Source organism: Streptomyces noursei ATCC 11455 (assembly GCF_001704275.1).
Taxonomy (GTDB): Bacteria; Actinomycetota; Actinomycetes; order Streptomycetales; family Streptomycetaceae; genus Streptomyces; species Streptomyces noursei.
The window spans coordinates 2,017,187-2,042,392 of sequence record NZ_CP011533.1; the positions used below are offsets into that span (position 1 = coordinate 2,017,187).

Here is a 25,206-nt window from a genome sequence, read left to right on the forward strand (position 1 = left end):
TGGTACTCCGTGGTGGGCGGGACGAGGGGGTCAGAGACGCTCGACGACGGTGGCGACGCCCATGCCGCCGCCGACGCAGAGGGTGGCGAGGCCGTAGCGCTTGTCCTGCCGCTCCAGCTCGTCGACGAGGGTGCCGAGGATCATCGCGCCGGTGGCGCCGAGGGGGTGGCCCAGGGCGATGGCGCCGCCGTTGACGTTGACCTTGTCCAGGCTGAGGCCCATGTCCTTGACGAAGCGCAGGACGACCGCGGCGAACGCCTCGTTGATCTCGACCAGGTCGATGTCGTCGACGGTCAGACCGGCCTTGGCCAGGGCCTTGCGGCTGGCGGGCGCGGGCCCGGTGAGCATGATCGTCGGCTCGGAGCCGGAGACCGCGGCGGAGACGATGCGGGCCCGCGGGGTCAGGCCGTAGCGCTCGCCGACCTCCTTGGAGCCGATGGCGACCAGTGCGGCGCCGTCCACGATGCCGGAGGAGTTGCCGGCGTGGTGGACGTGGTCGATCTTCTCGACCCAGTGGTACTTCTGGAGGGCGACCGCGTCGAAACCGCCGGCCTCGCCGATGGCGGCGAAGGACGGCTTCAGGCCGGCCAGCGAGTCGGCGGTGGTGCCGGGGCGCAGGTGTTCGTCGTGATCGAGGACGACCAGGCCGTTGCGGTCCCGGACGGGGACGACGGAGCGCTCGAAGCGGCCGTCCTTCCAGGCCGCGGCGGCCCGCTCCTGGGAGAGCGCGGCGTACTCGTCGACATCGCGACGGCGATAGCCCTCGATGGTGGCGATGAGGTCGGCGCTGATGCCCTGCGGGACGAAGCCGGTGTCGAAGTTGGTCATCGGGTCGGCGAACCAGGCACCGCCGTCGGAGGCCATCGGGACCCGCGACATCGACTCGACGCCGCCGGCCAGGACGAGGTCCTCCCAGCCCGAACGGACCTTGGCCGCCGCCATGTTGACGGCTTCGAGTCCGGAGGCACAGAAGCGGTTCTCCTGTACGCCGGCGACGGTGTCGGGCAGACCGGCGGCGATCGCGGCGATCCGGGCGATGTCGGAGCCCTGGTCGCCGACCGGTCCGACGACGCCCAGCACGATGTCGTCGATCGCGGCCGGGTCCAGGTCGGGGAAGCGCCGCCGCACCTCGTGGATCAGGCCGACGACCAGGTCGATCGGCTTGGTGCCGTGCAGCGCGCCGTTGGCCTTGCCGCGGCCGCGGGGGGTGCGGACCGCGTCGTACACATACGCTTCGGTGCTCACTGAAAAGCCTTTCTTCGCGGCCCGGGGTCGGGGGCCCGCGGGGTCAGCCGCTGATGTCATGCCCCGGGAGGGCACGGTCGGGGAGGGTTAGCCGAGCAGGGAGCGGCCGATGATCTCCTTCATGATCTCGGTCGTCCCTCCGTAGATGGTCTGGATGCGGCCGTCGGTGAAGGCGCGGGCGACGGGGTATTCGGTCATGTAGCCGTATCCGCCGTGGAGTTGGAGGCAGCGGTCGGCCACCCGCTTCTGCAGCTCGGTGGCCCACCACTTGGCCATGGAGGCGTGCACGGCGTCGAGGGTGCCGTCGGAGTGGTCGGCGATGCAGCGGTCGAGGAAGGCTCGGGTGACCGCGCACTCGGTGGCCATCTCGGCTATCTCGAACCGGATGTGCTGGAGCTTGGCGAGCGGCCGGCCGAACGCCTCGCGCTCCTTGACATAGCCGGTGGTGATCTCCAGCAGGTGCTCGGCGGCGGCGATCCCGGCGATCGCTATCGCCATCCGCTCCTGGGCGAGATTGGTCATCAGGTGCACGAAGGCGCCGTTGAGCTCGCCGAGGAGGTTCTCCTTGGGCACCCGCACGTCGTTGAAGAACAGTTCGGCGGTGTCCTGCGACTTCTGGCCGATCTTGTCGAGGTTGCGGCCCCGCTCGAAGCCGGCCATCCCGCGCTCGACGACCAGCAGGCTCAGGCCGTGCGCGCCGCCCTCGGGGGTGGTCTTGGCGACGACGATCACGAGGTCGGCGAGGATGCCGTTGGAGATGAAGGTCTTGGAGCCGTTGAGGATCCAGTGGTCGCCGCGGTCCTCGGCGGCGGTGCGGATGCCCTGGAGGTCGGAGCCGGCGCCGGGCTCGGTCATCGCGATGGCGGTGATGGTCTCGCCCGTGCAGAAGCCGGGCAGCCAGCGGCGCTTCTGCTCCTCGGTGGCGAGCGAGGTCAGATAGGGACCGATGATGTCGTTGTGCAGCCCGATGGCGAAGCCCGGGGTGCCGGCGCGGGTGAACTCCTCGGCCAGGACGGCGCTGTAGCGGAAGTCGGTGGCGCCCCCGCCGCCGTATTCCTCGGGCACGGCCAGGCCCAGCAGTCCCTGCCGGCCGGCCGCCCGCCAGGCGTCCCGGCTGACGATGCCGTCCTTCTCCCACTTCTCGTAGTGCGGCGTCACCTCCTTGGCGAGGAAGGTGCGCACCGTCTCGCGGAAGGCGTCGTGGTCCTCGGTGAAGATCTGGCGCTTCACGCTGCTGTCCCTTCGGGGATGGTCCTGGGTGGTCGGCGGGGCTGCTCGGGCCGGGGTCCGGGGTCCCCCGGTGGGTGCTTCCTCGTGCCCGGTCCCTCAGAGCCGGCTCGTGACGGTCGCGCCGAGTGCGGCGGGATCGGGGCCTATGGGCCGGGCGTTGAACGTCCTCACGCCGGCCTCCCGGCACACGGCGATCGTCCCCTCGGCCTTCGTCCGAGGGGACGCCCATGCGGCCGTGGGCGGCGGCGAGGCCGTGGTGGAAGTGCTTCCTCGTCGCGTCCATGCCGCGGGCGACGGTCTGCGGCGGCCGAGCGCGGGGGTGCGGTGGGCGGCCGCCCCTTCGGCGGCGCGGCGCGGATCGATCGCGTACCGGAGGGTGGCGGAGAGCTCCATCAGTGGGCCGCCTCCTTCCGCTCGGTGCGGCGCGGGCCGTCGGCCGGGGCGGCGAGGCCGGGCACGCGCCAGTCGCGGGCGACCTCTTCGGTGTCCGCTCCGGGCCGGGCGGGGGGTCTGCGGACCGTCCCGGGGGTGGCCGAGAAGCGGGGTGCGGGGGCGGGTTGGGTGAGGCCGGCGTGCTCGGTGAAGGTGCCGCGGGCGGCGAGGTGCGGGTGCGCCGGGGCCTCGCGCAGGGAGAGCACGGGTGCCACGCAGGCGTCGGAGTCCTGGAAGACGGCGGTCCACTCGTCCCGGGTACGGGTCCGGAACCGGGCGGCGATGGCGGTGCGGAGCTGCTCCCAGGCGGCGAGGTCGTCCCGGCCGGGGACCTCGTCCGCGATGCCGAGCAGCCGGATGAACTCGGCGTAGAACCGCTGCTCCAGCGCGCCGACGGCCATGTACCCGCCGTCGGCGGTCTCGTAGGCGCCGTAGAACGGTGTGCCGCCGTCGAGGAGGTTGGCGCCCCGCCGGTCCTGCCAGCCGCCGGCCGCCAGCATGCCGTGGATCATCGCCGTCAGATGGGCCGTGCCGTCGACGATCGCGGCGTCCACGACCTGGCCCGCTCCGCCCTCGGTGCGGGCGTGCTGGAGGGCCGCGAGGACCCCGATGACGAGGTACAGGGAGCCGCCGGCGTAGTCGCCGAGCAGATTGGCGGGGATGGCGGGCGGGCCGTCGGGCGGGCCGATCATGCCGAGGGCGCCGGTGATGGCGATGTAGCCGATGTCGTGCCCGGCGGTGCCGGAGAGCGGGCCTTCCTGCCCCCAGCCGGTCATCCGGCCGTAGACCAGGCGGGGGTTGCGCGCCAGGCAGGGCTCGGGCCCGACGCCCAGTCGTTCGGCCACGCCGGGGCGGTATCCCTCGATCAGGACGTCGGCGCGCTCGGCCAGGTCGAGGACCTGCGCCACCCCGGTGGGCTGCTTCAGATCCACCAGCACCGAGCGCTTGTTGCGGTTGGTGATGTCGGACGCCGGATCGATGCCCAGTCCGGCGCCTCCGGGGCGGTCGACCCGGACGACGTCGGCACCGAGGTCGGCGAGCAGCATGGCCGCGAACGGGCCGGGGCCGATGCCCGCGAGCTCCACCACCCGCACCCCGCTCAGCGGGCCGTTCCCTGACTGCGTCATCGCGCCCCATGCCTTCCGCACTGTGACACTTCTGATGTAACACTCGTGATGTTAAGAACGTGTTCCACTTTCCACAAGCCCCCCTGTGCCAAGTGGCCGTCAAGACAAAAGGCCCGCGTCGGCGATGCCCAACTGCCCTCGCCGTCACGGACCTTCGCGCGCCTGCTGCTGCGCCTAATTCCCGCCGAACCGGTCGATGAGCCGCTCGGGGGCTATACAGCCGCGGAGCGCGACCCTGCGCGCCGGTGCCGTCATCGGCCCTGCCGCCTTCGCCATGCCGTCCTCCACGTCCGCTCCCCCGTCCGGCACCGCCCGCGGTGCCTCCGGCGGGCCGCGCACCGCCCGCGCCGCCCATCGCCCTCAACGCTAACCGCGACCACTGACAACGGCCCGCGGAGCGCCGGACACCGGTCCGGCGGAGGGACAATGCCGTCATGTCACACCTCGCCGCCGCATTATTCGACGTCCGCGCCGGCCAAGGGCTGCGGCAGTTCGCCGAGCTGGCCATCGCCCTGCTGCTGTCCTCGCTGATCGGGTTGGAGCGGGAGGCCCGGCAGAAGAGCGCCGGGCTGCGCACCCACACCCTCGTCGGGGTGGGCAGCGCCCTGTTCATGGAAGTGTCGATCCACGGCTTCGGCTCGCTGCTGGGCACGGACGGTGTGGCGCTGGACCCGTCCCGGGTCGCCGCGCAGGTCGTCTCCGGCATCGGCTTCATCGGCGGTGGGCTGATCTTCGTGCGACGGGACGCGGTCCGGGGGCTGACGACGGCCGCGACCATCTGGCTGACCTGCGCCATCGGGATGGCCTGCGGCGGCGGGCTGCCGCTGCTCGCGATCGGCGCCACGGCGGTGCACTTCCTGATCGTGCGCGGCTTCGCGAAGGTCTCGGAACGGATCGCCTCGGGACCCGCCTTCGACCGGGTCGAACTCCGCCTCGCCTACCAGGCACAACACGGACTGCTGGGGCGAATATTGGAGCTGTGCACCGGAAGCGGGTTCCGGGTCACCGACGTCCAGGTGGAGACCGGCCAGGAGGTCGGCCACCCGGCGGCCGAGGTGTTGCTCCGTCTGGAGGGCAACGGTTCCGCGCATCCCCTGGTGGCGGCGCTGACGGAACTGGAGGGCGTCCGTGGCGTGGCGCTGGGGCGGCGCACCGACAGTACGGAGTGACCCCGGCCGCGGCCGCGTACGGCGGCAGCTGCCACCGTCGGACGCCGCGTTCCCCCGCCCCTCGTCACACCGCACCGGGCGCCGCCTCTCCACGGGCGGCATCCGGCCCGCCGGCCCCGCCCGCGCCCACACCGTGCTCCGGACCCGACGCGAGCAGGTCGCCGGGCACCTGATGGTCCACCAGCCGCGCCAGCCGCCGCGGGACATCGCCGCCCACCAGGACGACGACCAGGAGCGTCAGCCCGAAGGTGAGGACCGCCAGCGCCCTCCCCAGGGACATCCCCCGGGCGAGCTGCGCCCCGAGGACCGGCGCCACCGCGCCGCCCAGCGCCCCCACGTTGTAGACGAAGCCCAGCGACGCGGCGCGGGCCCCGGTCGGGAAGTGCCCCGCGATGTACTTGGGCAGGATCCCGGAGATGCCCTGCCCCAACGCCAGCAGCATGAAGATCAGCACCCCCAGCCCCACCAGACTCCCGCGCACCGCGAACACCGGGAAGACGAACGCGAGCGAGGCCAGCAGGGTGTACGCGTAGGCGCGCCGGGTCCCGAGCAGGTCGCCGGTGAACCCGGCCAGCCAGCAGCCGGCCATGGTGCCGAACCCCGCGAAGAGCATCACGTCGCCGACCTGCGCGGGCGTGTATCCCAGATCGGACTTGAGGTAGGTGGGCAGCAGCGCCTGCACCGGCCAGCTGTAGAGGAAGGCGCAGAACACCGTCGCCATCAGGGAGACGTACAGCAACCAGCCGCGACGCCCGCCCAGTTGTGCGGCGAAGGCCACCAGGCACAGCGCGGCGACCGTGGCCGACCAGGGTACGAACCCCGCGCCGAGCGGGATGAAGGCGCAGAACAGCGCGGCCGAGGCGACCGTCGCCAGCACGACGTTGGCCCGGCGCCGCAGACCGCCGGTGCACAACGGCCGGAACGGATTGGTGCGTTCCGGGCGCCGCGCCCCGGGTCCTGCCCCGGCGGCGCCGATCTCGGTGTGCCAGTCCCCCGCCTCCGGCAGCGAGCGGCGCATCCACAGGGCGACGAGGACCGGCAGCACCCCGATCCAGAACATCCAGCGCCAGCCCCACGTGGGCGCCACCCAGGCATAGAGCTGGGCCGCGAGGACCGTACCGCCCGCATAGCCGGAGATCAGGAATCCGGAGGCCCGGTTGCGCAGTCGGGTCGGCCAGCTCTCCAGGACGTAGGTCACGCTGGTGCTGTACTCCCCCGCCATGCCCACCCCGAGCACCAGGCGGGCGACGAACAGGCTGGTGTAGTCCCAGGCGAACCCGCAGGCGAAGGTGGCGAGCGAGTAGAGGAGGATGCTGGCGATCATGGCCGTCCGCCGGCCGTGGCGGTCGCCGAGCGACCCCAGGAGCGCTCCGCCCAGCCAGCGGGTGACGAAGGCGGCGGAGACGAGGGAGGCGGCGGTCGCGGTGTCCAGGCGGAAGTCGTCGGCGATCTCGGTCAGCACGAGCGTGATCAGCACGAAGTCGAAGCCGTCCAGGAGATAGCCGAGCCAGGCGGCGGACAGCGCCTTCCACTGGTGCGGGGCGACCTCGCGGTACCAGGGGCGGCGCGGCGGCCGGTCGGGGATCTGCGCGGGGTGCATCATCGCGGGAACCGCCTTCCTCCAGCAGCGGCCCGGCCCACCCGTCGCACTTACCCGGCCAAACCGGACATCGGACGTCCCCTCTCCCCGCACGAATCTGGACCCGCTCCCCCTCCGCGTCAAGACGGGACGCACCAGGCCGCGCCCCGGGGGCGGCAACCCCGCCGCCCCACCCGTTCGTTGACGTACGGTCGACAACTCCCTAAGGTCCGGCCCCCGGCCCAGAGAGGACGCAGATGCCACGGCAGGACACCCCAGGACGGGACCACGACCTCGTCCTGTACGGAGCGACCGGATTCGTCGGCACGCTCACCGCGGAGTACCTGGCCCGGCACGCCCCCGAGGGCTGCCGCTGGGCACTCGCCGGACGCAGCATCGCCAAACTGGAGCGGCTGCGCGACCGGCTGACGGCCGTCAACCCGGCCTGCGCGGATCTCCCGCTGCTCCGGGCCGACAGCGCCGACCCGGATTCATTGCGCGCCCTCGCCGCCGGCACCCGGGTCCTGGCCACCACCGTCGGGCCCTATCTGGTGCACGGTGAGCCACTGGTCGCGGCCTGCGCGGCGGCCGGCACCGACTACCTGGACCTCACCGGCGAGGCGGAGTTCGTCGACCGGATGTACCTGCGGCACGACGCCACCGCCCGCGCCTCCGGGGCCCGCCTCGTCCACGCCTGCGGCTTCGACTCCGTCCCGTACGACCTCGGTGTGCACTACACGGTGGGGCTGCTGCCCAAGGGCGTCCCCGTGCGCATCGACGGCTTCGTGCGGACCAACGGCACGTTCTCCGGCGGGACCCTGGCCTCGGCACTGACCGCGGCCTCCCGCCCGGCCGCCATGGCCCGGGCCGCCCGGGACCGCCTTCGAGCCGAACCGCGGCCCGCCGGCCGTTCCGTGCGCGCGCCGTTCGGCCCGCCCGTCCACAGCCGCGACACCCGTACCTGGGGCGTCCCCCTGCCCACCCTGGACCCGCGGATCGTCGCCCGCTCCGCCGCCGCCCTCGACCACTACGGTCCCGACTTCCGGTACCGGCACTACGCGGGGGTGCGCCGGCTGCCGACGGTGGTGGCCGGCGTGGTGGCCGTCGGGGCGCTGTCCGTGCTCGCCCAGGTACCGCCCGTCCGACATTGGTTGTCGGACAGGCTCCAACCGGGCGACGGGCCGAGCCAGGAGCGGCGGGCGCGGAGTTGGTTCAAGGTGCGGTTCGTGGCCTCGGGCGGCGATGCCCACCTGGTCACCGAGGTCGCGGGCGGCGACCCCGGCTACGACGAGACCGCCAAGATGCTCGCCGAGGCCGCGCTCAGCCTGGCCTTCGACGACCTCCCCGAGACCGCGGGCCAGGTGACGACGGCCGTGGCCATGGGGGACGCGCTGATCCGGCGCCTACGGGATGCCGGGATCACGTTCCGGGTGGTCCGCCGGTAGCCGAGGCGGCGGTCAGACGTTCGCCAGGGCCTTGCGGCACAGCGAGTCGGCGGCCCGGGTCGTCTCCGGAAGGCGGTACCTGGCCGCCAGTTGGAGCGTGTGCGCACAGGCCCGGTCGAGGTCGACCCGGTGGCCAACCGACACGAAGACGGGTTTGACGCCCCGCTGGGTGCGCAGGGCACGTCCCACCTCTTCGGGCTCGCCGTCCGCCACCTGGTCGTCCCACAGCGGCGAGGTGGCGCCGCGCTCCGGCCCCGGCGCCTGGTAGGAGAAGGTGAAGGGGGTCTTGGCGACCCCGATGGTGGGCAGTCCGGTCAGCACGCCGAGGTGACTGGCGAGGCCGAAGCGCCGCGGATGGGCGAGCCCGTAGCCGTCGCAGACCACCAGGTCGGGAATACGGGCCAGCCGGTCCAGCGCGTCCAGGACCGTGGGAATCTCCCGGAAGGCGAGCAGCCCGGGGATGTAGGGGAAGGGGACCGGGCCGACGGCGGTGGCCTCGTCGACGACCGCGAGGGTGCGGGCGTCCAGGGCGACGGCGGCCGCGACGACCACGTCGCGCTCGTCGTCGTAGGCGACGTCCACGCCGACCACGATGCCCTCGAAGCCCGCTTCCGGGCCGGCCTCGTCGAGTCGTACGTGGGCGCGCAGCCGGTCCTGGACCGCGCGGGCCCCGGCCTCGTCCGCGGGCCAGTGCCGCAGTTCGTCGGCGCGGGAGATGATTCCGGAAGTGTCCATGGTGCACGCAACGCTACCGAACCGCCGACCGGGTGCGACGGCCGCGTACCGGCCCCGGCCGACCGCCACCCCCTCCTCTATATTGCAGCCATGTTCATCTTGGAGCTGACCTACACCGCGCCGCTCGACCGGGTCGACGCCGCCCTCTCGGACCACGTGGCGTGGCTGGAGCAGGGGTACGCCGCCGGGCACTTCATCGCGTCCGGCCGGAAGGACCCGCGCGACGGGGGCGTGATCGTCGCCGCCGGGATCGACCGGGCGACCGCCGAGAAGCTCACGGCCGAGGACCCGTTCGTCCGCGAGGGGGTCTGCGAGTACCGGATCACCGAGTTCGTGGCGACGAAGACCGCGCCGGCCCTGGCGGAATACCGGGAGCAGCTCCCCTCCTGACCCCCTCGCACCGTGGCCCGGCCCGCTGGACGCATCCGGTGGGCCGGGCTTCGTGTTGGTGCGTCAGGAGGGCGAGGCCGAGGACGCGGCCGAACCGCCGAGCGGTCCGGCGCCGACCGGGCCGGGCTCGGGTGCGGTGGGCCAGCGACCGCCGTTGCGCCAGTAATCCTGAATCTCCTCCAGTTGACGCCCCTTGGTCTCGGGAGCGGTGACGGCGGCGAACGCCAGGGCGCAGAGCGCGAGCACGCCCAGGCCCGCGAAGGTCGCGGCGGCACCGGCCTTGGCCATCAGCGACGGGAAGAACTGGGCGATCACGAGGTTGGCGACCAGGTCGGCGGTGAGCATCACCGATGCCCCCGTGGAGCGCAGCTGGGCCGGGAACGCCTCGCTCGCGTAGACCCAGATCAGCGAGCCGAAGCCGAAGTTGAAGGCGGCGGTGAACAGGAGGATCGCGGCGAAGCCCACCCAGGTGGTGGCGCCGTGCAGTTTTCCCGCGCTGAAGACCACGGTCAGCACCGCGAGCATCACCACCATCGTGCCGATGCCGGAGAGCAGCACCACCCGGCGGCCGAGGCGATCGATGATGAGGATGGCCAGCACGGCGGCGACCAGGGAGGCGAGTTCGACGAAGGACGGCAGCAGGAAATTCTGGCCGTTGCCGGTGAAGCCCATCTCCTCGAAGATCTGCGGGCTGTAGTACGTCACGGCGTTGATGCCGGTGATCTGGCAGAAGAAACCGAGGCCGACCACGAAGACCGCGGCGCGGGCGTACGGCTTGCGCAGCAGCGAGCGCACCGAGCCGCCGCTCTCCTCGGCCAGCGCGGCGCGCACCGCGGCGACCTCGGCGTGCGGGTCGGCGTCCGGGTCGGTCGCCGCCATGACCTCGACGGCCCGTTCGGTACGCCCCTTGAGGACGTACCACCGGGGGGTGTCCGGCAGGCGGAGCAGCGGGATCACCACGAGGGCCGCGGGGATCGCCGAGAGGCCGAGCATCCAGCGCCAGTGACCGCCGCCGGACAGGCCCCAGTTGACGAAGTACGTGAGGACGATGCCCACGACGGTGGCCACCTGGTAGGCGGCGACGTAGGCACCGCGGATACGGGCCGGGGTCGATTCGGCGACATAGAGCGGTGCCGCCACGATCGAGATGCCGATGGCGACACCCAGCAGGAAGCGGACCGCGTCGAGCACTTCGACGTTGGGGGCGACCGCGGACAGCGCGACGAAGACCGCGTACGAGCAGGCCACGATCAGCATCGCGGCCCTGCGGCCCAGCGCGTCGGCGAGTTTGCCGCCGACCAGCGCGCCCAGGATCGATCCGAACACCAGGATGCTGTTGACCAGCCCCTTCTCGGTCTCGGTGAGGTCGAAGTCCTTGCTGAGGAAGACCAGGGCGCCGGAGATGCTGCCGGTGTCGTAGCCGTAGATGACGCCGACGACGGCGCCGGTGAGGGCGAACAGCCGGCCGGCGCGGGGTGGCATCGAGGGCGACGGGCGCGGTGCGGAGAGCGGGGCAGTGGACATGGGGAGTCCTTTGTGCGACGGAGCGTCATTGCTGCGTAACGGCATGGCGGGCACCTGGGCGCCGCGCCCTCAGCCATGACCGGACCCGTGCCCGCATGACCGATCTTGCGAATATCAGGCACCTTTCACGCAGATGTCAACAGTCACTTACCCGTTTTTCGCTTCACTCCACGTCCACTACACGCCATACCACTCCCTCACCTGGCGCGGCGGCACCACGCACCCCGTCTACCGCGATCACTCGCACGAGGGATGGAACGCGTGCACGAAGATGCGTAAAGTCGCCTGTAGCGAAGCAGAAAGTTGCAGCCGGACTGCAATCGATCAGCAACCATCGATCACGCACCACGGGAGGGTGTCCATGAGCGGGACGTCGTACATGGAGCAGGAGCTGCGCAGCCAGCCGGAGACCTGGCGGGAGGCCGCGCGGATCGGCGCCGCCGACGGGCCGCTGCCCAAGGCCGGTCAGCGCGTGGCCGTCGTCGGCTGCGGCACGTCGTGGTTCATGGCGCAGTCCTACGCGGCCCTGCGCGAGGGCGCGGGGCTGGGCGTGACGGACCCCTTCCCGGCCTCGGAGGCGTTCCTCGGCGACGGCCGCGGCTATGACGCGGTGCTGGCGATCACCCGCTCGGGGACGACGACCGAGGTGCTGCGGGTGCTGGAGGCGGTCAAGGGGCGGATCCCCACGGTGACGGTGCTCGGCGATCCCGAGACCCCGGCGGTCGAGCTGTCCGACGAGACGGTCGCGCTGCCGTTCGCCGACGAGCGGTCGGTGGTGCAGACCCGCTTCGCGACCACGGCACTGACGCTGCTGCGCGCACACCTGGGAGAGGACGTCGCCCGGGCGGTCGGCGACGCCGAGGAGGCACTGGCGACGCCTATCGAGCAGGAGTGGGTGGACGCCGAGCAGTTCGCGTTCCTCGGCAGCGGCTGGACGTACGGCCTGGCCAATGAGGCGGCGCTCAAGATGCGGGAGGCGTCGCAGAGTTGGACGGAGTCCTACCCCGCGATGGAGTACCGCCACGGCCCGATCTCGATAGCCGCTCCCGGCCGGGTGACCTGGCTCTTCGGCCGGGCACCGGAGGGACTGGAGGCGGAGGTGACCCGGACCGGAGCGCGCTTCGTCTCCCATGCCCGGGATCCGCTGGCAGACCTGGTACTGGTGCAGCGCGTCGCCTTGGAGCGGGCCCGCGCCCGGGGCCTGGACCCGGACAACCCCCGCAGTCTGACCCGCTCGGTGATGCTCCAGGAACCCGCCACGTCCTAGCCACGGACCCCGGCCCCGTGGGCCGGCACCCCCTCCCCCATCCCGCCGTTCACCGATCGCCCATCGCTGTTCGCCGATCACCGTTCGCCGTCAACTCACCCCTTCCACAAGGGAGTCAGGACACATGCCCCTCGTTCCCACCGCGTCGATCGTCGATGCCGCGCGCGAAGCGCGGGTCGGCGCCGCGGCCTTCAACGTCATCCATCTGGAAACCGCCGAGGCGCTGGTCGCCGCCGCCGAGCGCACCGGCATCCCGCTGATCCTGCAGATCAGCGAGAACTGCATCCACTATCACGGCAGCCTGCTGCCCCTCACCAGGGCCACGCTCGCCCTCGCCGAGGGGTCCACGGCCCGGATCGCGGTCCACCTCGACCACATCACCGACGCGGAGCTGGTCCACCAGGGCATCGGCGCCGGGGTGGGCTCGGTCATGGTGGACGCCTCCGCCCTCCCCTACGAGCAGAACGTCGCCACCACGGCCGAGCTCACCGCCTGGTGCCATGAGCGCGGCGCCTACGTCGAGGCGGAACTCGGCGAGGTCGGCGGGAAGGACGGTGTCCATGCGCCGGGAGCGCGTACGGATCCCGTGGAAGCCCTGGCCTTCGTCCGGGCCACGAGAGTGGACGCCCTCGCCGTCGCCGTCGGCTCCTCCCACGCGATGCGCGAGCGCACCGCCGAGTTGGACAAGGAGCTGATCGCGGCGCTGCGCACGACGCTGCCGGTGCCGCTGGTCCTGCACGGCTCCTCCGGGGTGCCGGACGACGAGCTCCGTCGGGCCATCGCCGCAGGCATGACGAAGATCAACATCTCCACGCATCTGGTCTCCGTCTTCACCGGATCGATACGGCGGACGCTGGACGCAGACCCGGCGCTGGTCGACTCCCGGAAGTACCTCAAGCCGGCCCGGGAAGCGGTGGCCCAGGAAGCCGCCCGACTGCTGGAGGTCCTGAACACCCCGGTGACCGTCCCCGACCTACGGACCACGGAGGCGACGGTGCGGGGCTGAGCCCGCCCGGCCATCGGCCGGCCGGGCGCCCCACCGGTCGCGCCCCTTGGCCGGATGCCCCGGTTGGCCGGCGGGCCGGCCCCGGCTCCGGGCCCGTACGGCGCATGAGGGGAGCGCGCGGAGACCAGGAAGTGGAGGTGAGCGGGTGGGCGGAAGTGCGCGGGTGGACCCGAGCGGAGGAAGGTGAGCGAGCACGGGTGGAGGTGGGCGAGTGGGCCCGGGCCGGGGAGCACTGCCTGCGGGAAAACGAATTAGGCTCGCGCCATGAAGCGCCATGAACGAATGAACGCACTGCTCGAGCTGCTCGGGGATCGGGGCCGGGTGGATGTCGAGGAGGCGGCGGCCGAGCTGGAGGTCTCGGCCGCCACGATGCGGCGCGACATGGATGCCCTCGCCGAGCAGCAGTTGCTGGTCCGCACCCGGGGCGGGGCGGTGCTGAGCTCGGTGGCCTACGACCTTCCCATCCGGTACAAGCAGGGGCACCGTTCGACGGAGAAGGAGGCGGTGGCGAAGGCGGCCGCGCGGCTGGTGGAGCGCGGGGACGTGGTCGGGCTGAGCGGCGGGACGACGACCACCGCGATCGCGCGGGTGCTCGCCACCCGCACGGACTTCGCCGAGGCGGGTCCGCAACCGGACCTCACCATCGTCACCAACTCGCTGAACATCGCCAATGAGCTGGCCGTCCGGCCGCAGATCAAGATCGTGCTCACGGGCGGTGTGGCGCACTCCCGTTCCTACGAACTGGTGGGGCCGTTCAGCGAGTTGGTGCTCCAGCAGATCTCCATCGACATCGCGTTCATCGGGGCCAATGGCGTGGATCCGGTGATGGGGGCCACCGTGCACGACGAAGCGGAGGCCCGGATCAACCGGCTCATGGCCGAGCGCGCCCGGCGGGCCGTGGTCGTCGCGGACTCGTCGAAGATCGGCGAGCGGTGCTTCGCCAGGGTCGGTGACGCGGATGTCTTCGACACCCTCATCACCGACGCCGCGGTGACGGAGGAGACCCGCAGGGAGTTCGCGGAGCGCGGGCTGAAGGTGGTGGCGGCCCGACCGTCCGGGAACGACTGACCGCGGCGTGCCGGCAGCCGTCGGGCGTCGCCGGCCGCCGGCGCGTCACCGGACCCGGGCACCGGGTCGCGCCATCAGGCCGGGGCACCAGGCCATGTCGCCGCGGAGGGTGGCGTCGGCGCCGCCGTCGGCGAAGAGGATCTGGCCGGTGACGTGGGTGTTGTCCGGGGAGGCGAGCCAGGCGAGGAGGGGGGCGATCTGCTCGGGGTGGGCGTGGCCGTGCAGCGGCATCGGCACGCTGGCGTCCACGACCTCGCGCATCGCCGCGTCGCCGAGCAGCGGTGCGGTCATCGGCGTGACGACCGTGCCGGGAGCGACGGCATTGAGCGGGATGCCGGCGCCCGCCCAGTCGTCGGTGATGGCGGTGCGGCGCAGCCAGCGGGCGATGGCGTGCTTGGAGGAGCCGTAGACGGTGTGGCCCTCACCCCGGTCGACGGCGGCCTGGGCGGCGGCAACGGCCGCTTCCTCGTCACCGGCCAGTGCGGCGTCGACGATGGCCGGGTCCGGCGGGTGGACGGCGACGACGGAGGAGACGACGACGGCGCGGGGATCGCTGCCCGCGGCGAGCAGGGGGCGCAGTCCTTCAAGGGTGGCGACCGCGCCGAAATAGTTGACCCGGAGGGTGAGGGGGCGGAAGTGGGCGAGTCCGGCACAGGCGATCACGGCGTCCAGTCGTCCGCCGGTCAACTCGTCGGCGCGCTCGGTCAGTTCGGTGCGGCCGGCGGGGGTGGCGAGATCGGCCGCGATCTCGGTGCCCTGGAGATCGGCGCCGAGCACGGTGTGGCCGTCGTCGCGGAGCCGGGCCGCGGTGGCCCGGCCTATGCCGGAGGCGGCGCCGGTGACGAGATAGGTGCGGCGGGACATGGGCGGCTCCTTCGGTCCCTCGTGCGCGGACCGCCAAGAGCGGTCCGTCGTGTGCGGACGTTCGCCTTCGGGCTCCCTCCTTCGGGCCGTTGCCCTCGGGCCATCGCCTGCGAGCTCCCCGCCCTCGGACGTTGGCCGTCGGGCCGTCGCCCTCGGGCCCTGGCGTTCGGACCCGCGGTGGTGGACTCACGGCTTCGAGCCCGCTCCCTCGGGGTGTGGCGTCGGGCTCGTACGGGCGGGCCGTCGCGCGGCGGAGGGTGCGGTCGGGACGGGCGGGGTGGGGCAGCGGGAGCGGGAGCGGGAGCGGGGTCAACATAGCTTTTTTGGCATGACGCGCCAAGAAGCTTGTTCGTGACAATATGTGGAGCCGGGCAGCGGGCCGGGGCGCACGACCACGGGGAACGGGCGGGACGGAGGGACGGATGGCGACAGCGCGGGGCAGACCCTCGTTGACGGAGCGGCGGCGCCAGGAGACCCGGATGGAGATCGCCGAGACCGCGGCCGCCCTCTTCTCCGAGCGCGGGTACGAGGCGACGACCGTCGAGGACATCGCGTCGGCGGCGGGCATTTCACTGCGCACCTTCTACCGCTACTGCGCGGCCAAGGAGGACGCGCTCACGCCGGTGCTGACCTCCAGCGTGGGGGTGCTCGTCGAGCAGCTCGCCGGCCGGCCCGTGGACGAGCCGCTGACCAGCGCGGTACGGGCCGCGTTCGACGCCCCGGCGTCGGCGCAGCGGCTGGCCGACCCGGACAAGGCCCGGCGACTGATCCGCGTCATGGGCAGCGTGCCGGCGATCCGGACGCGATGGCTGGCCGCGGGGCGCGACATGCAGGACGAGCTGGTCCCGGTGCTCGCGGCGCGTACCGGGGCCACCGAGAGCAGCATGGAAGTCCGGCTGCTGGCCTGCGCGTTGATCGATGCGCTCTCGGTCGCCATGGAGCACTGGGCATGGCAAAACGAGCCCGGAGATGTGGCGGAACTCACACGACGGGCCCTGGCCTATCTACGGGTGGACGAGCTGCAGGCAGCGGCTCGGGGCTGAAATCCAGGGGGCGGGTGTGGAGAATGGGGCGGGGCCGAGGAAGGCCCGCAAGCAACGACAGCCGCGCGGCGAGGGTCGCGAAGAAGACCGCGGGCGCGCTGGGACGGGGCGATCGACCGGTCGCCGGACGAGGACCGGTCGGCGGACCGCCACCGCGCCGTGAACGGGGGAAAGCAGATGCGGAAGATCATGTCGATAGCGGTGGCGGGTGCGGTGGCGGGCGCCTCGTTGACGCTGGCCACGGCGACGCAGGCGGCGGCCGACCAGGTGCCGCGGTGCGTGAAGGTGCGCAAGTTCTTCAGCCAGGGCGGGCAGCGGTACGTCCGGCTGACGAACCTGTGCGCCCAGCGGCCGGCCTGCTACACCATCGTCATCCCGCACCAGGCGGATCCGCAGGGCCGGCTCCCCAAGGGCGCGACGAAGGACGTGCGGTACGGCACGACCGCCGGGCCGCGGGCCCTGTACGTCAAGAACGTGGCCTGCTGACGGGCGTCGCTCACGGATCCGCGGGGCGTGCGGCAGGCGTCGGGCGTCCCGTCCGGCGTCAGGACGGGAGTGCGATGCCGTCCAGCACCATGGCCAGGTATTGGCGGGCGATCTCCTCGGGGCTGTGCCGGCCCTCCGGTCGGTACCAGCTCGCGGCGACCCAGACCGTGTCGCGCAGGAAGCGGTAGGCCAGCCGGAGGTCGAGGTCGGCGCGGAAGACGCCCTCGGCCACGCCGCGCTCCAGCGTGCCGAGCCAGGCCCGCTCGAACTTCCGCCGGGATGCGGTGAGATAGCCGAAGCGCGGCTGGGTCGCGAGGTACCGGGCCTCCTTCTGGTAGATCGCGACCGCGGAACGGTGCCGGTCGATCTCCCGGAAGGACTCGGTGACCAGCGCCTCGATGGTCTCCCGCGGCCCCAGGTCCGCCTCCAGCACCGCGTCGTAACCCGCCCACAGCTCGTCCAGGAACGCCGCGAGGATCTCGTCGACCATCGATTCCTTGGAATCGAAGTGGTAGTAGAGGCTGCCCGCCAGCATCCCGGCCGCGTCCGCGATCTGCCGGACCGTGGTCGCGTTGTAGCCCTGCGCGGCGAACACCTCCGCCGCGGTGTCCAGGAGTTCGCGCCGGCGGTCCGGTGAGGCGGGCGCGGGGGTCGACTCCGCCTTCCTCGCACCCTTGGGGCTCGTCGCGCGCCCCGCGCTGCGCGCGCCCGGCGCGCTCTTCGCGCCCTTGGTGGTCGCAGGGTCCTTGGTGTCTTTGGCGTTCTTGGCGGTTGGCACGTGGACATTGTCGCGTGCCGGCGGGGTGATCCGACCCATAAGTTTTACGAGTAAAACACCTGCTAATGTTTTTGCATGGGGAAGCACGCCAAGCACGTCAGGTCCACGGGGCGGTCGAAGGCTCAGCGGACGACCGCCGGGGCGCCGGGCAGGGCGGCCGCGGTGCGGTTCCGGCCGCTGCCGGTCCGGAGCACGGTGCGGCTGCGGCGGCCCGTCGACATCTGGCACAAACCGGCGCTGAGCGCCGTGGTGGCCCTGGGCGTCCCCGATCTGGTGCTGCTCGGGCTGGGACGACTCGACCTGGTCCTCTACACCTCCGCCGGCGCGATGTGCGCCCTGTACGCGCACGGCCTGCCGTATGCGGCGAGGGCCAGGACGCTGCCGTGGGTGGTGCTCGGAATGGTGGCCAGCCTGGCCGTCGCACTGACCGCGGCGTCGCTGGTGACCTCGACCGCGGTGCTGGTGGTGCTGGCCTCGCTGCTCGCCGCGGTGCACAAGATGGTGTGCGATGCGGCGCGGATCGGGCCGCCGGGAAATCTGATCCTGACGTTCATCGCGGCCTCGGCGTTCTTCGTACCGCAGCGGCCGGCGGAGGTGCTGCCGCACACCGGGCTGGCGCTGGCCACCGGGGCGTTCGCCTGGTCGGTGTGCATGGCGCCGGCCCTGGTGCGGCCGCGGGGGCCGGAGCGGATCGCGACCGCACGGGCCCTGGAGGCCGCCGCCGGACTGCTGCGGGCACGGGCGGAAGCCGACGCCGCGCCACCGGCCGGGGTGACGGAACCCGCCGGGGTGGCGCAGGCCCGGCACGCCACCGCGGCGGCGGTGAACGCCGCCTGGCATGCGCTGTTCCTGGTCCCGGCCCGTACGCCGGAGGCGGCCGCGGCACGGGCGGGGCTGGAGCGACTGCTGGTGCGGGCGGAGTCTGCGCTCGGCGGTGTCCCGAGGGACGCGACGGCGGAGGCCGATCGGCTCGGCGAGTGGGCGCGGGAGCTGCGGAGCGGACGCCCACTGCCCGAGGTGGCACTGACCGCCGCGGAGGCCGAGGAACTGGCCGGGGTGGCATGGGAGTTCGGGGTGGTGCTGGAGCCGGGCATGGCCCTGCGAGCCGGCGGCGGGGAGCCCCGGACCCGTACGGCCGGCGGGCGCGGTACCGGTCGGCCGGCCGTGGATCCGAGCGGGCTGCGGCGTCCGGCACCGGGACGGCCGCGGGGTGTACGGGCGGTGGTGGGACGGCTCCGGCCCGGTTCGCCGCTGTTGCCCATCGGGGCGCGGGTCGCGGTCGGCTGCGTCCTGGCGGGCTGGGTCTCGATGGCCGTGGGGGTCGGGCATCCCTACTGGGCCGTCGTGACCGCTGCGTCGATCTACCAGGCCAACACCACGCTCTCCTGGCAGCGCGCCTTCCAGCGCACCCTCGGGAACCTCCTGGGGCTGGCGCTGTTCACCGCGCTGCTGCCGGTGTTCCGCACCGGGCACCTCGCGATGATCGTGCTGGCGCTGGCGTTCCAGCTCGGCGCGGAGGCCATGATCAGCCGGAACTACTGGCTCGGTTCGGTGTGTGTGACCCCGATGGCGCTGCTGCTGACCGAGTTCGGCCGGCCGCTGCCGGCCGGCACGCTGATCGCCGACCGCTGGCTGGACACCGTGGTGGGTGCGGCGGTCGGGCTGGTCTGCTGCGTGCTGGTCACCAACCGACGGGCGTCCGATCGGATCGATCGGGCCCTGGAACGGGTCGCGGAGGCCGAGGCGGCGGCGTCCCGGCTGCTGGCGGACGGGCCGGCGGCACCGTCCGGGTCGGCCAGGTCGGCCGGGGAGCACACCGGAGCGCATGCGAGGGGCGAGCAGCGCGCCGACGCGGACGGGGCGGGCACAGCGCGCGAGGGCGTGCACGGGACACACGGACGAGGCCGGCCGGACGGGGTCGACGGGGCCGGTTGGACGTGCGAGGCCGGTTGGGCGCGTGAGGCGCTCGCCGGGGCCCTGGTCGAGCTGCGGGAAGCCGTCGAGGTGGCGGCCGGTGAGTGGTGGCAGCGGGCGCTCCCCGAGGAGCGGATCGCCCGCGCCGAGCAACAGGGGCACCGCACGCTGGCGGTCCTGGTACGGCGGCTGGCGGCGCCCGCACTGGCCGCCTGACGTGCCCCTCGGAACGGCCCTGGGCAGGCACAATGAGGTCGTGGGCGACCGGGATGCCGGACGGACGGGGCCGAGAGGAGAGTGCGGGTGACCGAGGACATCGTCGCGGGGGTGCTGCGCCAGTGGCAGCAGGTGCACCCCGGGCTGGATACCGGCCCGATGGCGGTGATCGGGCGACTCAACCGCTGTTCCGCGCTGCTCCAGCAGGCCGCCGACGCGCCGCTGCGACGAGCGGGGCTGACCCGGCCCGAGTTCGACATCCTGGGCACCCTGCGCCGGATGGACCGCGAGCTGACCCCCGGCCGGGTGGCGCGGGAGACCTTCGCCTCGGGGGCGGCGGTCACCAAGCGCGTCCGACAGCTGGAGGAGCGCGGGCTGATCAGCCGCCGGCCGGACGACCGGGACCGCCGGGTCGCCCACCTCTCGCTCACGGAGGAGGGGCGGGAGACCATCGACCGGGTGCTGCCCGAGCAACTGCGCTACGAGGCGGCGCTGTTGGAGGGCATCGGAGAACAGCGGCAGGAGGAACTGTCCGTGGCACTGGGCGAGTTGCTGGTGGTACTGGAGGGACGGCTGGCGAGCCTGTTGGACTGAATCGGCTCACCCCGCGCCTCCCGCGGGAGCCAGCCCCTCGTCCGCTCGTCCGCCCGTTCCGCCGGGGAACAGCGCGTCATTCCACCAGGAACGGCTCGTCGCTCCAGCGGAACCACGCCGCGTCGTCGTCGATGTGCAACAGGAACTCCGCCACCGGGCCGTCCGGCGCGATCAGCCGGACGCCGTCGCTGGCGCGGGCGTAGGCGTCCTCCCAGGCGGCCAGGTCGTCGTCGACGGTGTCGATGAGCGCCAGTTCGCGGACGAAGTGCGGCCGCAGTTCGGCGAAGGCCGGGCCGGGGGTGAAGCGGCCGTTCAACCAGGGGAAGTCCGCCTCCGTGACGGTGATCTCGCCGACCACGTCGGCGCCCCGTTCCACTCGCCAGGTCTCCCCGATGTACGGCATTGCCGCCTCCCCTTGGCCATGCTGGTGACGCGCGGAAACGCCCGCCGGGGGGGTGGCGGGGCAGGTCCTGCGCGACGGTCGGACGACAGGATGGCAGACCCTGCGTGCGGGCCGAGCACGATGGCGGGAAAGCGCGGAAAGGCGGCCGAGGGGCCCCATACCGACCAACTGGCGGCGCGTCAGGCGCGATCGACAGCGGAGCCCTGCCGCTCCACCGCCCTCACTCGACGTCGCCGCCGACACCACGACCGACGCCGGCATCACGGCCGGCACCGACACCACCATCCACGCCAACACCACCATCGACGCCGGTACCGCTATCAGCGTCGACGGTACTTCCGCTCCCCGCGCCGCCCCCGGTGCCGCCCCGCGCCCCGAACAGGTTGTCCAACTGCCGGTCCAGCACGGCCAGCGCCCGCTCCGGGCCGTGGACGCCCAGCAGGACGTAGGAGGCCAGGCCGTCGGCGAGGGCGATCAGCAGCATGGCCTCGTCCTCGGTGGCGCGCTCGGGCGGGATGTCGCCGTGCTCGGCGGCCAGCCTCAGCTGGTCGACGAAGAAGTCGCGGAGCTTGGGGATACCGTCCCGGGCCTCCGCCCCCAGGGCCGGATCGTGGACCGCACGGGAGTAGTAGGCGGCGGCGACCAGTAGGGCGGCGCGGCTCTCCGCGTCCAGGGGGAGCATCCCGGCGCAGCAGGCCCGGAGCACCGTACGCGGCGTGGGGTCCTCCTCCAGGGCCCGAATGCGCTCCCCGATGCGTTCGGTGGCCTTGCGGTTGATGTACCTGAGGGCGAAGAGCAGCAACTCGTCCTTGTTGCGGAAGTAGTGCTGGATCCGGCCGAGCGAGATGCCGGCCTCGGCGGCGACGTCGCGCAGGCTGACCCCGTCCACGCCCCGGGTGTTCGCGAGTCGCCAGAGCGCCGCGGAGATCTCCTGGCGTCTGGCTTCGTGATCCACCTTCTTGGGCACGGGCGGCCCCTTTCTTCCGTACTGCCTGCTCCTTGCCACCGGCCGACTTTTACAAGTCGCCCGTACCGTTATAACGTACCGCCACACAATACGTTTGACTTGGAAAACGGTGACTCCTCATGCCCGAGCACGCCGCACCGCTCCTCCGCCCGCCGCGCCACCGCGTCGATCCCCGCGCCCGCGCCTGGTGGCGGCTCCAGGCACTGCTCACGCTCAGCGGCCCGATGCTGCTGACCGCGCTGGTCCTGGCGGTGCTGTCGCTCCTGTTCTTCCCGGGGGCGCTGCCGTGGCTGGGGCCGCTGCTGCTGGCCGTCCTGGTCCTGCCCGCGCTCGGCTACCTCGCGGCCATGCCCCGGATGCGGTACGCGGTGCACGCCTGGGAGCTGGGCGAGCGCGCGGTCTACGCGGCGGGCGGCTGGTTCTGGCAGAAGCGGCGGATCGCGCCGCTGTCCCGGGTGCAGACGGTGGACACCATGCGCGGGCCGCTGCAGCGGCGGTACGGACTGGCGACGGTGACCGTGACCACCGCCTCGACCGCCGGCGACATCAAGATCGCCGGCCTGTCGGACGCGGACGCCGAGGAGCTGTCCCGGCGGATCGGCGAGGTCGCCCAGGACGTGCCGGGGGATGCCGCATGAGCACCCCCTGGAACGGCACCGGAGTCGGCGCGCCGACCCCCGCGCCGCACGCCGAGGAGCGGCCCGTGCCGCCCGCCCCGCCCGAGTGGCGGCGGCTGAGCCCCCGCACCCTGCTGGTGCACTGCGGCTGGCTGGGCGCGCCGCTCGGCTCGTTGGCGCTGACCGCGCTGGCCACCGGCGGCCGGATCACCGGCGGCGCATGGCTCACCCTCGCCGCGATCGCCGCCGTGTTCGCCGTGGTCACCGCGGCCGGGTGGATCCGCTGGGCGCGCACGGACTTCCGGGTCACCGGCGAGAACCTGGAGGTGCGGAGCGGGCTGGTCACCCGGCGGTCGCGGAGCGTGCCGCTGCACCGGATCCGCACCGTCGACCTGACGGCGTCGCCACTGCACCGGCTGCTGGGCGTCACGGTCCTGCGGGCCGGCACGGCGGGCTCCGGGGAGGGCGGCGGCGAACTGTCGCTGGAGGCCCTCCCGGTGGCCGAGGGCGAGCGGCTGCGCGCGGAACTGCTGGCCCGCGCGGCCACCGGGGCGGTCGCCGCGGACCCGGTGCTGGCGCGGATCAGCTGGCGCTGGCTGCGGTATGCGCCGCTCACCTTCTGGGTCGTCGGCGGGGTGTTCGTCGCGGGCGGTTCGGTCTACCGGGCGCTGCACGAGATCGGCATCGAGCCCTGGAAGATCGGCTTCGTCCGGCGGGCGTTCGAGGAGTTCGGCAACGGGATGCTGTGGCTGACCGTCCCCGCGGCGCTGCTCGCGGTGATCGCGCTCGGCTCGGTCGGCGCGGTCGTCCTCTACGTCGAGAACTGGTGGAACTACCGCCTGGAGTGGGCCGACGCCGGCACCCTGCGGGTGCACCGGGGGCTGCTGACCACCCGCTCGGTGACCATCGAGCGCGCCCGGCTGCGCGGGGTGGTGCTGCGCGAGCCGCTACTGCTGCGGGCCGGCGGCGGGGCGCTGGTGCGCGCGGTGGCCAGCGGCCTGGGCAACGAGGAGGAGAACCGCAAGCGCAGCGGGCTGCTCCCGCCGGCGCCCCGGCGGGAGGCGGTCCGCGTGGCCGGCGGGACGCTGCAATCCCCCTTTCCTGACGCGCCGGTGACGGACCGTCAGGATCTCCAGGGCCGGCACCTGGCCCGGCATCCGCGGGTCGCGTTGCGCCGGCGGCGGGTGCGCGGGCTGCTGTTCGCGGTACTGCCGGGCACCGCGCTGCTGGCCGGGCTCGGGGCGGCGTTCACCCCGGTGCTGCTGCACGCCGCGTGGATCTATGCGATGGTCACCACGCCGGTGGTGCTGTGGCTGGCCCGGGACGCGTACCGGAATCTGGGGCACGGGATCGTCGGCGAGCATCTGGTCGCCCGCTCGGGCACGTTCAGCCGGGACACCGTGGCCCTGCGGCGCGAGGCCGTCGCCGCCTGGACGTTCAGCACGTCGCCGTTCACCCGGCGGGCCGGGCTGGTGACGCTCACCGCGGCGGTGGCGGCGGGCGAGGAGGGCTATCGCATCCCGGACCTCGCCGAGGGCGTCGCGCCCGCGTTCGCGGCGACGGCCACTCCGGGCATCCTGGACGAATTCCTCACCCACCCGGCGCGGAACGGCGGCCCGACGGCGGCGACATGACGCATATCACACCCCCGGCGCATGCACGGCGGGCCCGGGCCGACCGTCCTACAGGATGACCGCGCCCGCGCCCCGCGGGCCGACCACGTCGTGAGGGAGCCGCCGCGATGCACGCCGCCATCGACCAAGCCGTCCAGGTCCGTCTCCTCGCGACGTCGGTCGGTCACGCGGTGCCCGCGGTGCTCCACTACCAGCGGACCGATCCGCTGGCGGTGCGGATGACCTTCCCGCCGGAGATCTCGCTCGACGGGGCGGCGGTGGACTGGGCGTTCGCCCGGGACCTGCTCGCCGAGGGGCTGCACGACGCGGTCGGGCGGGGCGACGTACGGGTGCGGCCCTCGGGGCCGGAGCGCACGGTGATGGAGTTCCACGCCGACGAGGGCATCGCCATGGTCCAGTTGCGGACCGCGGAGGTCCGGCAGTTCCTGGCCCGCTCGTACGAGGCGGTGCCGGCCGGGCGCGAGCACGAGCACCTGGGCGTGGAGCACGGGCTGGCGGAGCTGTTCGGCGCCGCGTGAGGCGGGGCGGCACCGCGCGGGCGACGCGCGGACGGAAGACGACGAACGGGCCGGTGGTGACCGGCCCGTTCGGCTGTTTCGGGCGTGCGTCGGAGCACGGACCGCCCTACCGCTGCGGGAAGCCGAAACCGTAGCCCTGCTGCTTCATCCACGGCAGCAGGTGCCGCAGCGACTCCACCGTGCGGGCGCGGTTGCCGCCGCCGTCGTGGAAGAGGACGGTGGGGCCGTTGCGGAGTTCGCCGCGGACGGTCGATTCGATCTGCGCGACGGAGCCGCCCTCGAAGTCCTTGCTGTCGACGTTCCAGCCCAGCGGGCGCATACCGCGCTCGGCGGCGAGCTTGCGGCTGTAGGGGGTGAAGGCGCCGCCGGGGGCACGGTAGTACTCGACCTTGGCGCCGCCCGCCGCGTCCTCGATCATCTTCTGGGCGTCGAGGATCTGCCGGGACTGGTAGTCCTCGGAGCGGTGGTCCATGGCGGTGTTGTGGTTCACGGTGTGGTCGCACAGCTTGTGGCCGTCGGCCACCACCTTCTTGACGAGGGCGGGGTGCGCCGCGGCCTGCGGACCGATCATGCAGAAGGTCGCCTTGACGCCGTTCTCCTTCAGGACCTCCAGGACCTTCGGGGTCCAGACGGGGTCCGGGCCGTCGTCGATGGTGATGTTCAGGCTGCGGCCCGGGCGGTCGGAGGCGTGCACGATGGACGCGTCGACCGGGGCGCTGCGCGGCGGCTGGGCGGGCTTGCGGCCCGGGCTGACGGTGTCCGCCTCGGCGCTGGGTTGGAGGAGTGCGAACGCCCCCGCGACCGCCAATGACGCCACCGCCGCGGTGGCCACGCCGATGATCCCGCCCTCGATCCCGAAGCGTCGTCCCGTGCCGAAGCGCCCTGCCATGTCAATCCCGCCCCTCGTGTGCTCTGCTGTATACCTGCCGGCGACGTGGTGTGCCCCTTTACACGG

The 25,206-nt window shown here is 73.0% G+C and carries 25 protein-coding genes; 13 read left to right on the forward strand and 12 right to left on the reverse strand.

Features of this window, described 5'->3' with window-relative positions:
* Window positions 1–30: 30 nt before the first annotated feature.
* The 4 genes from SNOUR_RS08485 to SNOUR_RS08500 all read right to left on the reverse strand — a co-directional run bounded on the left by SNOUR_RS08485 (window position 31) and on the right by SNOUR_RS08500 (window position 4,034).
* Entirely contained in the window at window positions 31–1,245 is a 1,215-nt protein-coding gene (locus SNOUR_RS08485; protein WP_067345169.1) for an acetyl-CoA C-acetyltransferase, read from the reverse strand.
* Between the two features lie 87 nt (window positions 1,246–1,332).
* Window positions 1,333–2,475 (reverse strand): acyl-CoA dehydrogenase family protein, encoded by a 1,143-nt coding sequence (locus SNOUR_RS08490; RefSeq protein ID WP_067345172.1) that lies wholly within the window; start codon window positions 2,473–2,475, stop codon window positions 1,333–1,335.
* 96 nt (window positions 2,476–2,571) lie between these two features.
* On the reverse strand, window positions 2,572–2,868 hold the full coding sequence (locus SNOUR_RS08495; protein WP_067345175.1) for a hypothetical protein: 297 nt from the start codon (window positions 2,866–2,868) through the stop codon (window positions 2,572–2,574).
* Window positions 2,868–4,034, reverse strand: a complete 1,167-nt coding sequence (locus SNOUR_RS08500; RefSeq protein ID WP_067345178.1) for a CaiB/BaiF CoA transferase family protein — start codon at window positions 4,032–4,034, stop codon at window positions 2,868–2,870. Before SNOUR_RS08500 ends, SNOUR_RS08495 begins: the two co-directional genes overlap by 1 nt.
* A 434-nt stretch (window positions 4,035–4,468) precedes the next feature.
* Between SNOUR_RS08500 and SNOUR_RS08505 the strand changes: the two genes are divergently transcribed.
* Window positions 4,469–5,203 (forward strand): MgtC/SapB family protein, encoded by a 735-nt coding sequence (locus SNOUR_RS08505; RefSeq protein ID WP_067345181.1) that lies wholly within the window; start codon window positions 4,469–4,471, stop codon window positions 5,201–5,203.
* 64 nt (window positions 5,204–5,267) lie between these two features.
* On the opposite strand, the gene SNOUR_RS08510 is transcribed toward SNOUR_RS08505, so the two are convergent.
* Window positions 5,268–6,803: a sialate:H+ symport family MFS transporter gene (locus SNOUR_RS08510; RefSeq protein WP_099055805.1), complete on the reverse strand. Its 1,536-nt coding sequence runs from the start codon at window positions 6,801–6,803 to the stop codon at window positions 5,268–5,270.
* A gap of 236 nt (window positions 6,804–7,039) precedes the next feature.
* Between SNOUR_RS08510 and SNOUR_RS08515 the strand changes: the two genes are divergently transcribed.
* The gene (locus SNOUR_RS08515; RefSeq protein WP_067345185.1) at window positions 7,040–8,227 is read left to right on the forward strand and encodes a saccharopine dehydrogenase family protein; all 1,188 of its coding nucleotides are present in this window, start codon (window positions 7,040–7,042) and stop codon (window positions 8,225–8,227) included.
* Window positions 8,228–8,239: 12 nt separating this feature from the next.
* Here the strand turns inward: SNOUR_RS08515 and SNOUR_RS08520 are convergent, their stop codons facing one another.
* Window positions 8,240–8,962, reverse strand: a complete 723-nt coding sequence (locus SNOUR_RS08520) for an endonuclease V (RefSeq protein ID WP_067357906.1) — start codon at window positions 8,960–8,962, stop codon at window positions 8,240–8,242.
* 90 nt (window positions 8,963–9,052) lie between these two features.
* On the opposite strand from SNOUR_RS08520, the gene SNOUR_RS08525 reads away from it, so the two are divergent.
* Window positions 9,053–9,352 carry a YciI family protein gene (locus tag SNOUR_RS08525; RefSeq protein ID WP_067345188.1) on the forward strand — a complete coding sequence of 100 codons (300 nt, stop codon included), beginning with the start codon at window positions 9,053–9,055 and terminating at the stop codon, window positions 9,350–9,352.
* A 63-nt stretch (window positions 9,353–9,415) separates the two neighbouring features.
* Here SNOUR_RS08525 and SNOUR_RS08530 read toward each other — a convergent pair whose 3' ends face one another.
* Window positions 9,416–10,876, reverse strand: a complete 1,461-nt coding sequence (locus SNOUR_RS08530; RefSeq protein ID WP_067345190.1) for a sugar porter family MFS transporter — start codon at window positions 10,874–10,876, stop codon at window positions 9,416–9,418.
* A gap of 361 nt (window positions 10,877–11,237) precedes the next feature.
* On the opposite strand from SNOUR_RS08530, the gene SNOUR_RS08535 reads away from it, so the two are divergent.
* The 3 genes from SNOUR_RS08535 (at window position 11,238) to SNOUR_RS08545 (ending at window position 14,217) form a co-directional block, all read left to right on the forward strand.
* The gene (locus SNOUR_RS08535; RefSeq protein WP_067345192.1) at window positions 11,238–12,143 is read left to right on the forward strand and encodes an SIS domain-containing protein; all 906 of its coding nucleotides are present in this window, start codon (window positions 11,238–11,240) and stop codon (window positions 12,141–12,143) included.
* A gap of 124 nt (window positions 12,144–12,267) precedes the next feature.
* Entirely contained in the window at window positions 12,268–13,149 is an 882-nt protein-coding gene (locus tag SNOUR_RS08540) for a class II fructose-bisphosphate aldolase (RefSeq protein WP_067345195.1), read from the forward strand.
* Window positions 13,150–13,413: 264 nt separating this feature from the next.
* Window positions 13,414–14,217 (forward strand): DeoR/GlpR family DNA-binding transcription regulator, encoded by an 804-nt coding sequence (locus tag SNOUR_RS08545; protein ID WP_067345198.1) that lies wholly within the window; start codon window positions 13,414–13,416, stop codon window positions 14,215–14,217.
* 45 nt (window positions 14,218–14,262) lie between these two features.
* Here SNOUR_RS08545 and SNOUR_RS08550 read toward each other — a convergent pair whose 3' ends face one another.
* Entirely contained in the window at window positions 14,263–15,081 is an 819-nt protein-coding gene (locus SNOUR_RS08550) for an SDR family oxidoreductase (protein ID WP_067345200.1), read from the reverse strand.
* Window positions 15,082–15,503: 422 nt separating this feature from the next.
* Here SNOUR_RS08550 and SNOUR_RS08555 point away from each other — a divergent pair, with 422 nt between their 5' ends.
* Both SNOUR_RS08555 and SNOUR_RS08560 read left to right on the forward strand, forming a co-directional pair.
* The gene (locus SNOUR_RS08555) at window positions 15,504–16,124 is read left to right on the forward strand and encodes a TetR/AcrR family transcriptional regulator (RefSeq protein ID WP_067345202.1); all 621 of its coding nucleotides are present in this window, start codon (window positions 15,504–15,506) and stop codon (window positions 16,122–16,124) included.
* Between the two features lie 177 nt (window positions 16,125–16,301).
* A complete protein-coding gene (locus tag SNOUR_RS08560) occupies window positions 16,302–16,610 on the forward strand; it encodes a hypothetical protein (RefSeq protein ID WP_067345205.1) in 309 nt (102 codons plus the stop codon).
* Window positions 16,611–16,668: 58 nt separating this feature from the next.
* On the opposite strand, the gene SNOUR_RS08565 is transcribed toward SNOUR_RS08560, so the two are convergent.
* The gene (locus tag SNOUR_RS08565) at window positions 16,669–17,427 is read right to left on the reverse strand and encodes a TetR/AcrR family transcriptional regulator (RefSeq protein WP_067345208.1); all 759 of its coding nucleotides are present in this window, start codon (window positions 17,425–17,427) and stop codon (window positions 16,669–16,671) included.
* Between the two features lie 123 nt (window positions 17,428–17,550).
* Between SNOUR_RS08565 and SNOUR_RS08570 the strand changes: the two genes are divergently transcribed.
* Together SNOUR_RS08570 and SNOUR_RS08575 are read left to right on the forward strand one after the other, a co-directional pair.
* Window positions 17,551–19,518, forward strand: a complete 1,968-nt coding sequence (locus SNOUR_RS08570; RefSeq protein WP_067357908.1) for an FUSC family protein — start codon at window positions 17,551–17,553, stop codon at window positions 19,516–19,518.
* A gap of 87 nt (window positions 19,519–19,605) precedes the next feature.
* On the forward strand, window positions 19,606–20,112 hold the full coding sequence (locus SNOUR_RS08575) for a MarR family winged helix-turn-helix transcriptional regulator (RefSeq protein WP_067345211.1): 507 nt from the start codon (window positions 19,606–19,608) through the stop codon (window positions 20,110–20,112).
* Between the two features lie 76 nt (window positions 20,113–20,188).
* Here SNOUR_RS08575 and SNOUR_RS08580 read toward each other — a convergent pair whose 3' ends face one another.
* Window positions 20,189–20,515, reverse strand: coding sequence for a hypothetical protein (locus SNOUR_RS08580; RefSeq protein WP_067345213.1), 327 nt, complete (start codon window positions 20,513–20,515; stop codon window positions 20,189–20,191).
* Window positions 20,516–20,735: 220 nt separating this feature from the next.
* The gene (locus SNOUR_RS08585) at window positions 20,736–21,482 is read right to left on the reverse strand and encodes a TetR/AcrR family transcriptional regulator (RefSeq protein ID WP_079142367.1); all 747 of its coding nucleotides are present in this window, start codon (window positions 21,480–21,482) and stop codon (window positions 20,736–20,738) included.
* 119 nt (window positions 21,483–21,601) lie between these two features.
* Between SNOUR_RS08585 and SNOUR_RS08590 the strand changes: the two genes are divergently transcribed.
* The 3 genes from SNOUR_RS08590 to ssgD all read left to right on the forward strand — a co-directional run bounded on the left by SNOUR_RS08590 (window position 21,602) and on the right by ssgD (window position 24,251).
* Window positions 21,602–22,120 carry a PH domain-containing protein gene (locus SNOUR_RS08590; protein ID WP_067345216.1) on the forward strand — a complete coding sequence of 173 codons (519 nt, stop codon included), beginning with the start codon at window positions 21,602–21,604 and terminating at the stop codon, window positions 22,118–22,120.
* On the forward strand, window positions 22,117–23,733 hold the full coding sequence (locus SNOUR_RS08595) for a PH domain-containing protein (RefSeq protein ID WP_067345219.1): 1,617 nt from the start codon (window positions 22,117–22,119) through the stop codon (window positions 23,731–23,733). The genes SNOUR_RS08590 and SNOUR_RS08595 overlap by 4 nt, the downstream gene beginning before the upstream one ends.
* Window positions 23,734–23,840: 107 nt before the next feature.
* Window positions 23,841–24,251: a spore wall synthesis regulator SsgD gene (gene ssgD, locus SNOUR_RS08600; protein WP_067345221.1), complete on the forward strand. Its 411-nt coding sequence runs from the start codon at window positions 23,841–23,843 to the stop codon at window positions 24,249–24,251.
* Window positions 24,252–24,357: 106 nt separating this feature from the next.
* Here ssgD and SNOUR_RS08605 read toward each other — a convergent pair whose 3' ends face one another.
* Entirely contained in the window at window positions 24,358–25,140 is a 783-nt protein-coding gene (locus tag SNOUR_RS08605; protein WP_067345224.1) for a polysaccharide deacetylase family protein, read from the reverse strand.
* Window positions 25,141–25,206 lie beyond the last annotated feature (66 nt).

Excerpts from the sequence above, each read along its gene's own strand:
- SNOUR_RS08495 (WP_067345175.1), bottom strand. The coding sequence starts at position 2,868 with ATGGAGCTCTCCGCCACCCTCCGGTACGCGATCGATCCGCGCCGCGCC.
- SNOUR_RS08500 (WP_067345178.1), bottom strand. The coding sequence starts at position 4,034 with ATGACGCAGTCAGGGAACGGCCCGCTGAGCGGGGTGCGGGTGGTGGAG.
- SNOUR_RS08505 (WP_067345181.1), top strand. The coding sequence starts at position 4,469 with ATGTCACACCTCGCCGCCGCATTATTCGACGTCCGCGCCGGCCAAGGG.
- SNOUR_RS08510 (WP_099055805.1), bottom strand. The coding sequence starts at position 6,803 with ATGCACCCCGCGCAGATCCCCGACCGGCCGCCGCGCCGCCCCTGGTAC.
- SNOUR_RS08515 (WP_067345185.1), top strand. The coding sequence starts at position 7,040 with ATGCCACGGCAGGACACCCCAGGACGGGACCACGACCTCGTCCTGTAC.
- SNOUR_RS08520 (WP_067357906.1), bottom strand. The coding sequence starts at position 8,962 with ATGGACACTTCCGGAATCATCTCCCGCGCCGACGAACTGCGGCACTGG.
- SNOUR_RS08525 (WP_067345188.1), top strand. The coding sequence starts at position 9,053 with ATGTTCATCTTGGAGCTGACCTACACCGCGCCGCTCGACCGGGTCGAC.
- SNOUR_RS08530 (WP_067345190.1), bottom strand. The coding sequence starts at position 10,876 with ATGTCCACTGCCCCGCTCTCCGCACCGCGCCCGTCGCCCTCGATGCCA.
- SNOUR_RS08535 (WP_067345192.1), top strand. The coding sequence starts at position 11,238 with ATGAGCGGGACGTCGTACATGGAGCAGGAGCTGCGCAGCCAGCCGGAG.
- SNOUR_RS08540 (WP_067345195.1), top strand. The coding sequence starts at position 12,268 with ATGCCCCTCGTTCCCACCGCGTCGATCGTCGATGCCGCGCGCGAAGCG.
- SNOUR_RS08545 (WP_067345198.1), top strand. The coding sequence starts at position 13,414 with ATGAAGCGCCATGAACGAATGAACGCACTGCTCGAGCTGCTCGGGGAT.
- SNOUR_RS08550 (WP_067345200.1), bottom strand. The coding sequence starts at position 15,081 with ATGTCCCGCCGCACCTATCTCGTCACCGGCGCCGCCTCCGGCATAGGC.
- SNOUR_RS08555 (WP_067345202.1), top strand. The coding sequence starts at position 15,504 with ATGGCGACAGCGCGGGGCAGACCCTCGTTGACGGAGCGGCGGCGCCAG.
- SNOUR_RS08560 (WP_067345205.1), top strand. The coding sequence starts at position 16,302 with ATGCGGAAGATCATGTCGATAGCGGTGGCGGGTGCGGTGGCGGGCGCC.
- SNOUR_RS08565 (WP_067345208.1), bottom strand. The coding sequence starts at position 17,427 with ATGGGTCGGATCACCCCGCCGGCACGCGACAATGTCCACGTGCCAACC.
- SNOUR_RS08580 (WP_067345213.1), bottom strand. The coding sequence starts at position 20,515 with ATGCCGTACATCGGGGAGACCTGGCGAGTGGAACGGGGCGCCGACGTG.
- SNOUR_RS08590 (WP_067345216.1), top strand. The coding sequence starts at position 21,602 with ATGCCCGAGCACGCCGCACCGCTCCTCCGCCCGCCGCGCCACCGCGTC.
- SNOUR_RS08595 (WP_067345219.1), top strand. The coding sequence starts at position 22,117 with ATGAGCACCCCCTGGAACGGCACCGGAGTCGGCGCGCCGACCCCCGCG.
- ssgD (WP_067345221.1), top strand. The coding sequence starts at position 23,841 with ATGCACGCCGCCATCGACCAAGCCGTCCAGGTCCGTCTCCTCGCGACG.
- SNOUR_RS08605 (WP_067345224.1), bottom strand. The coding sequence starts at position 25,140 with ATGGCAGGGCGCTTCGGCACGGGACGACGCTTCGGGATCGAGGGCGGG.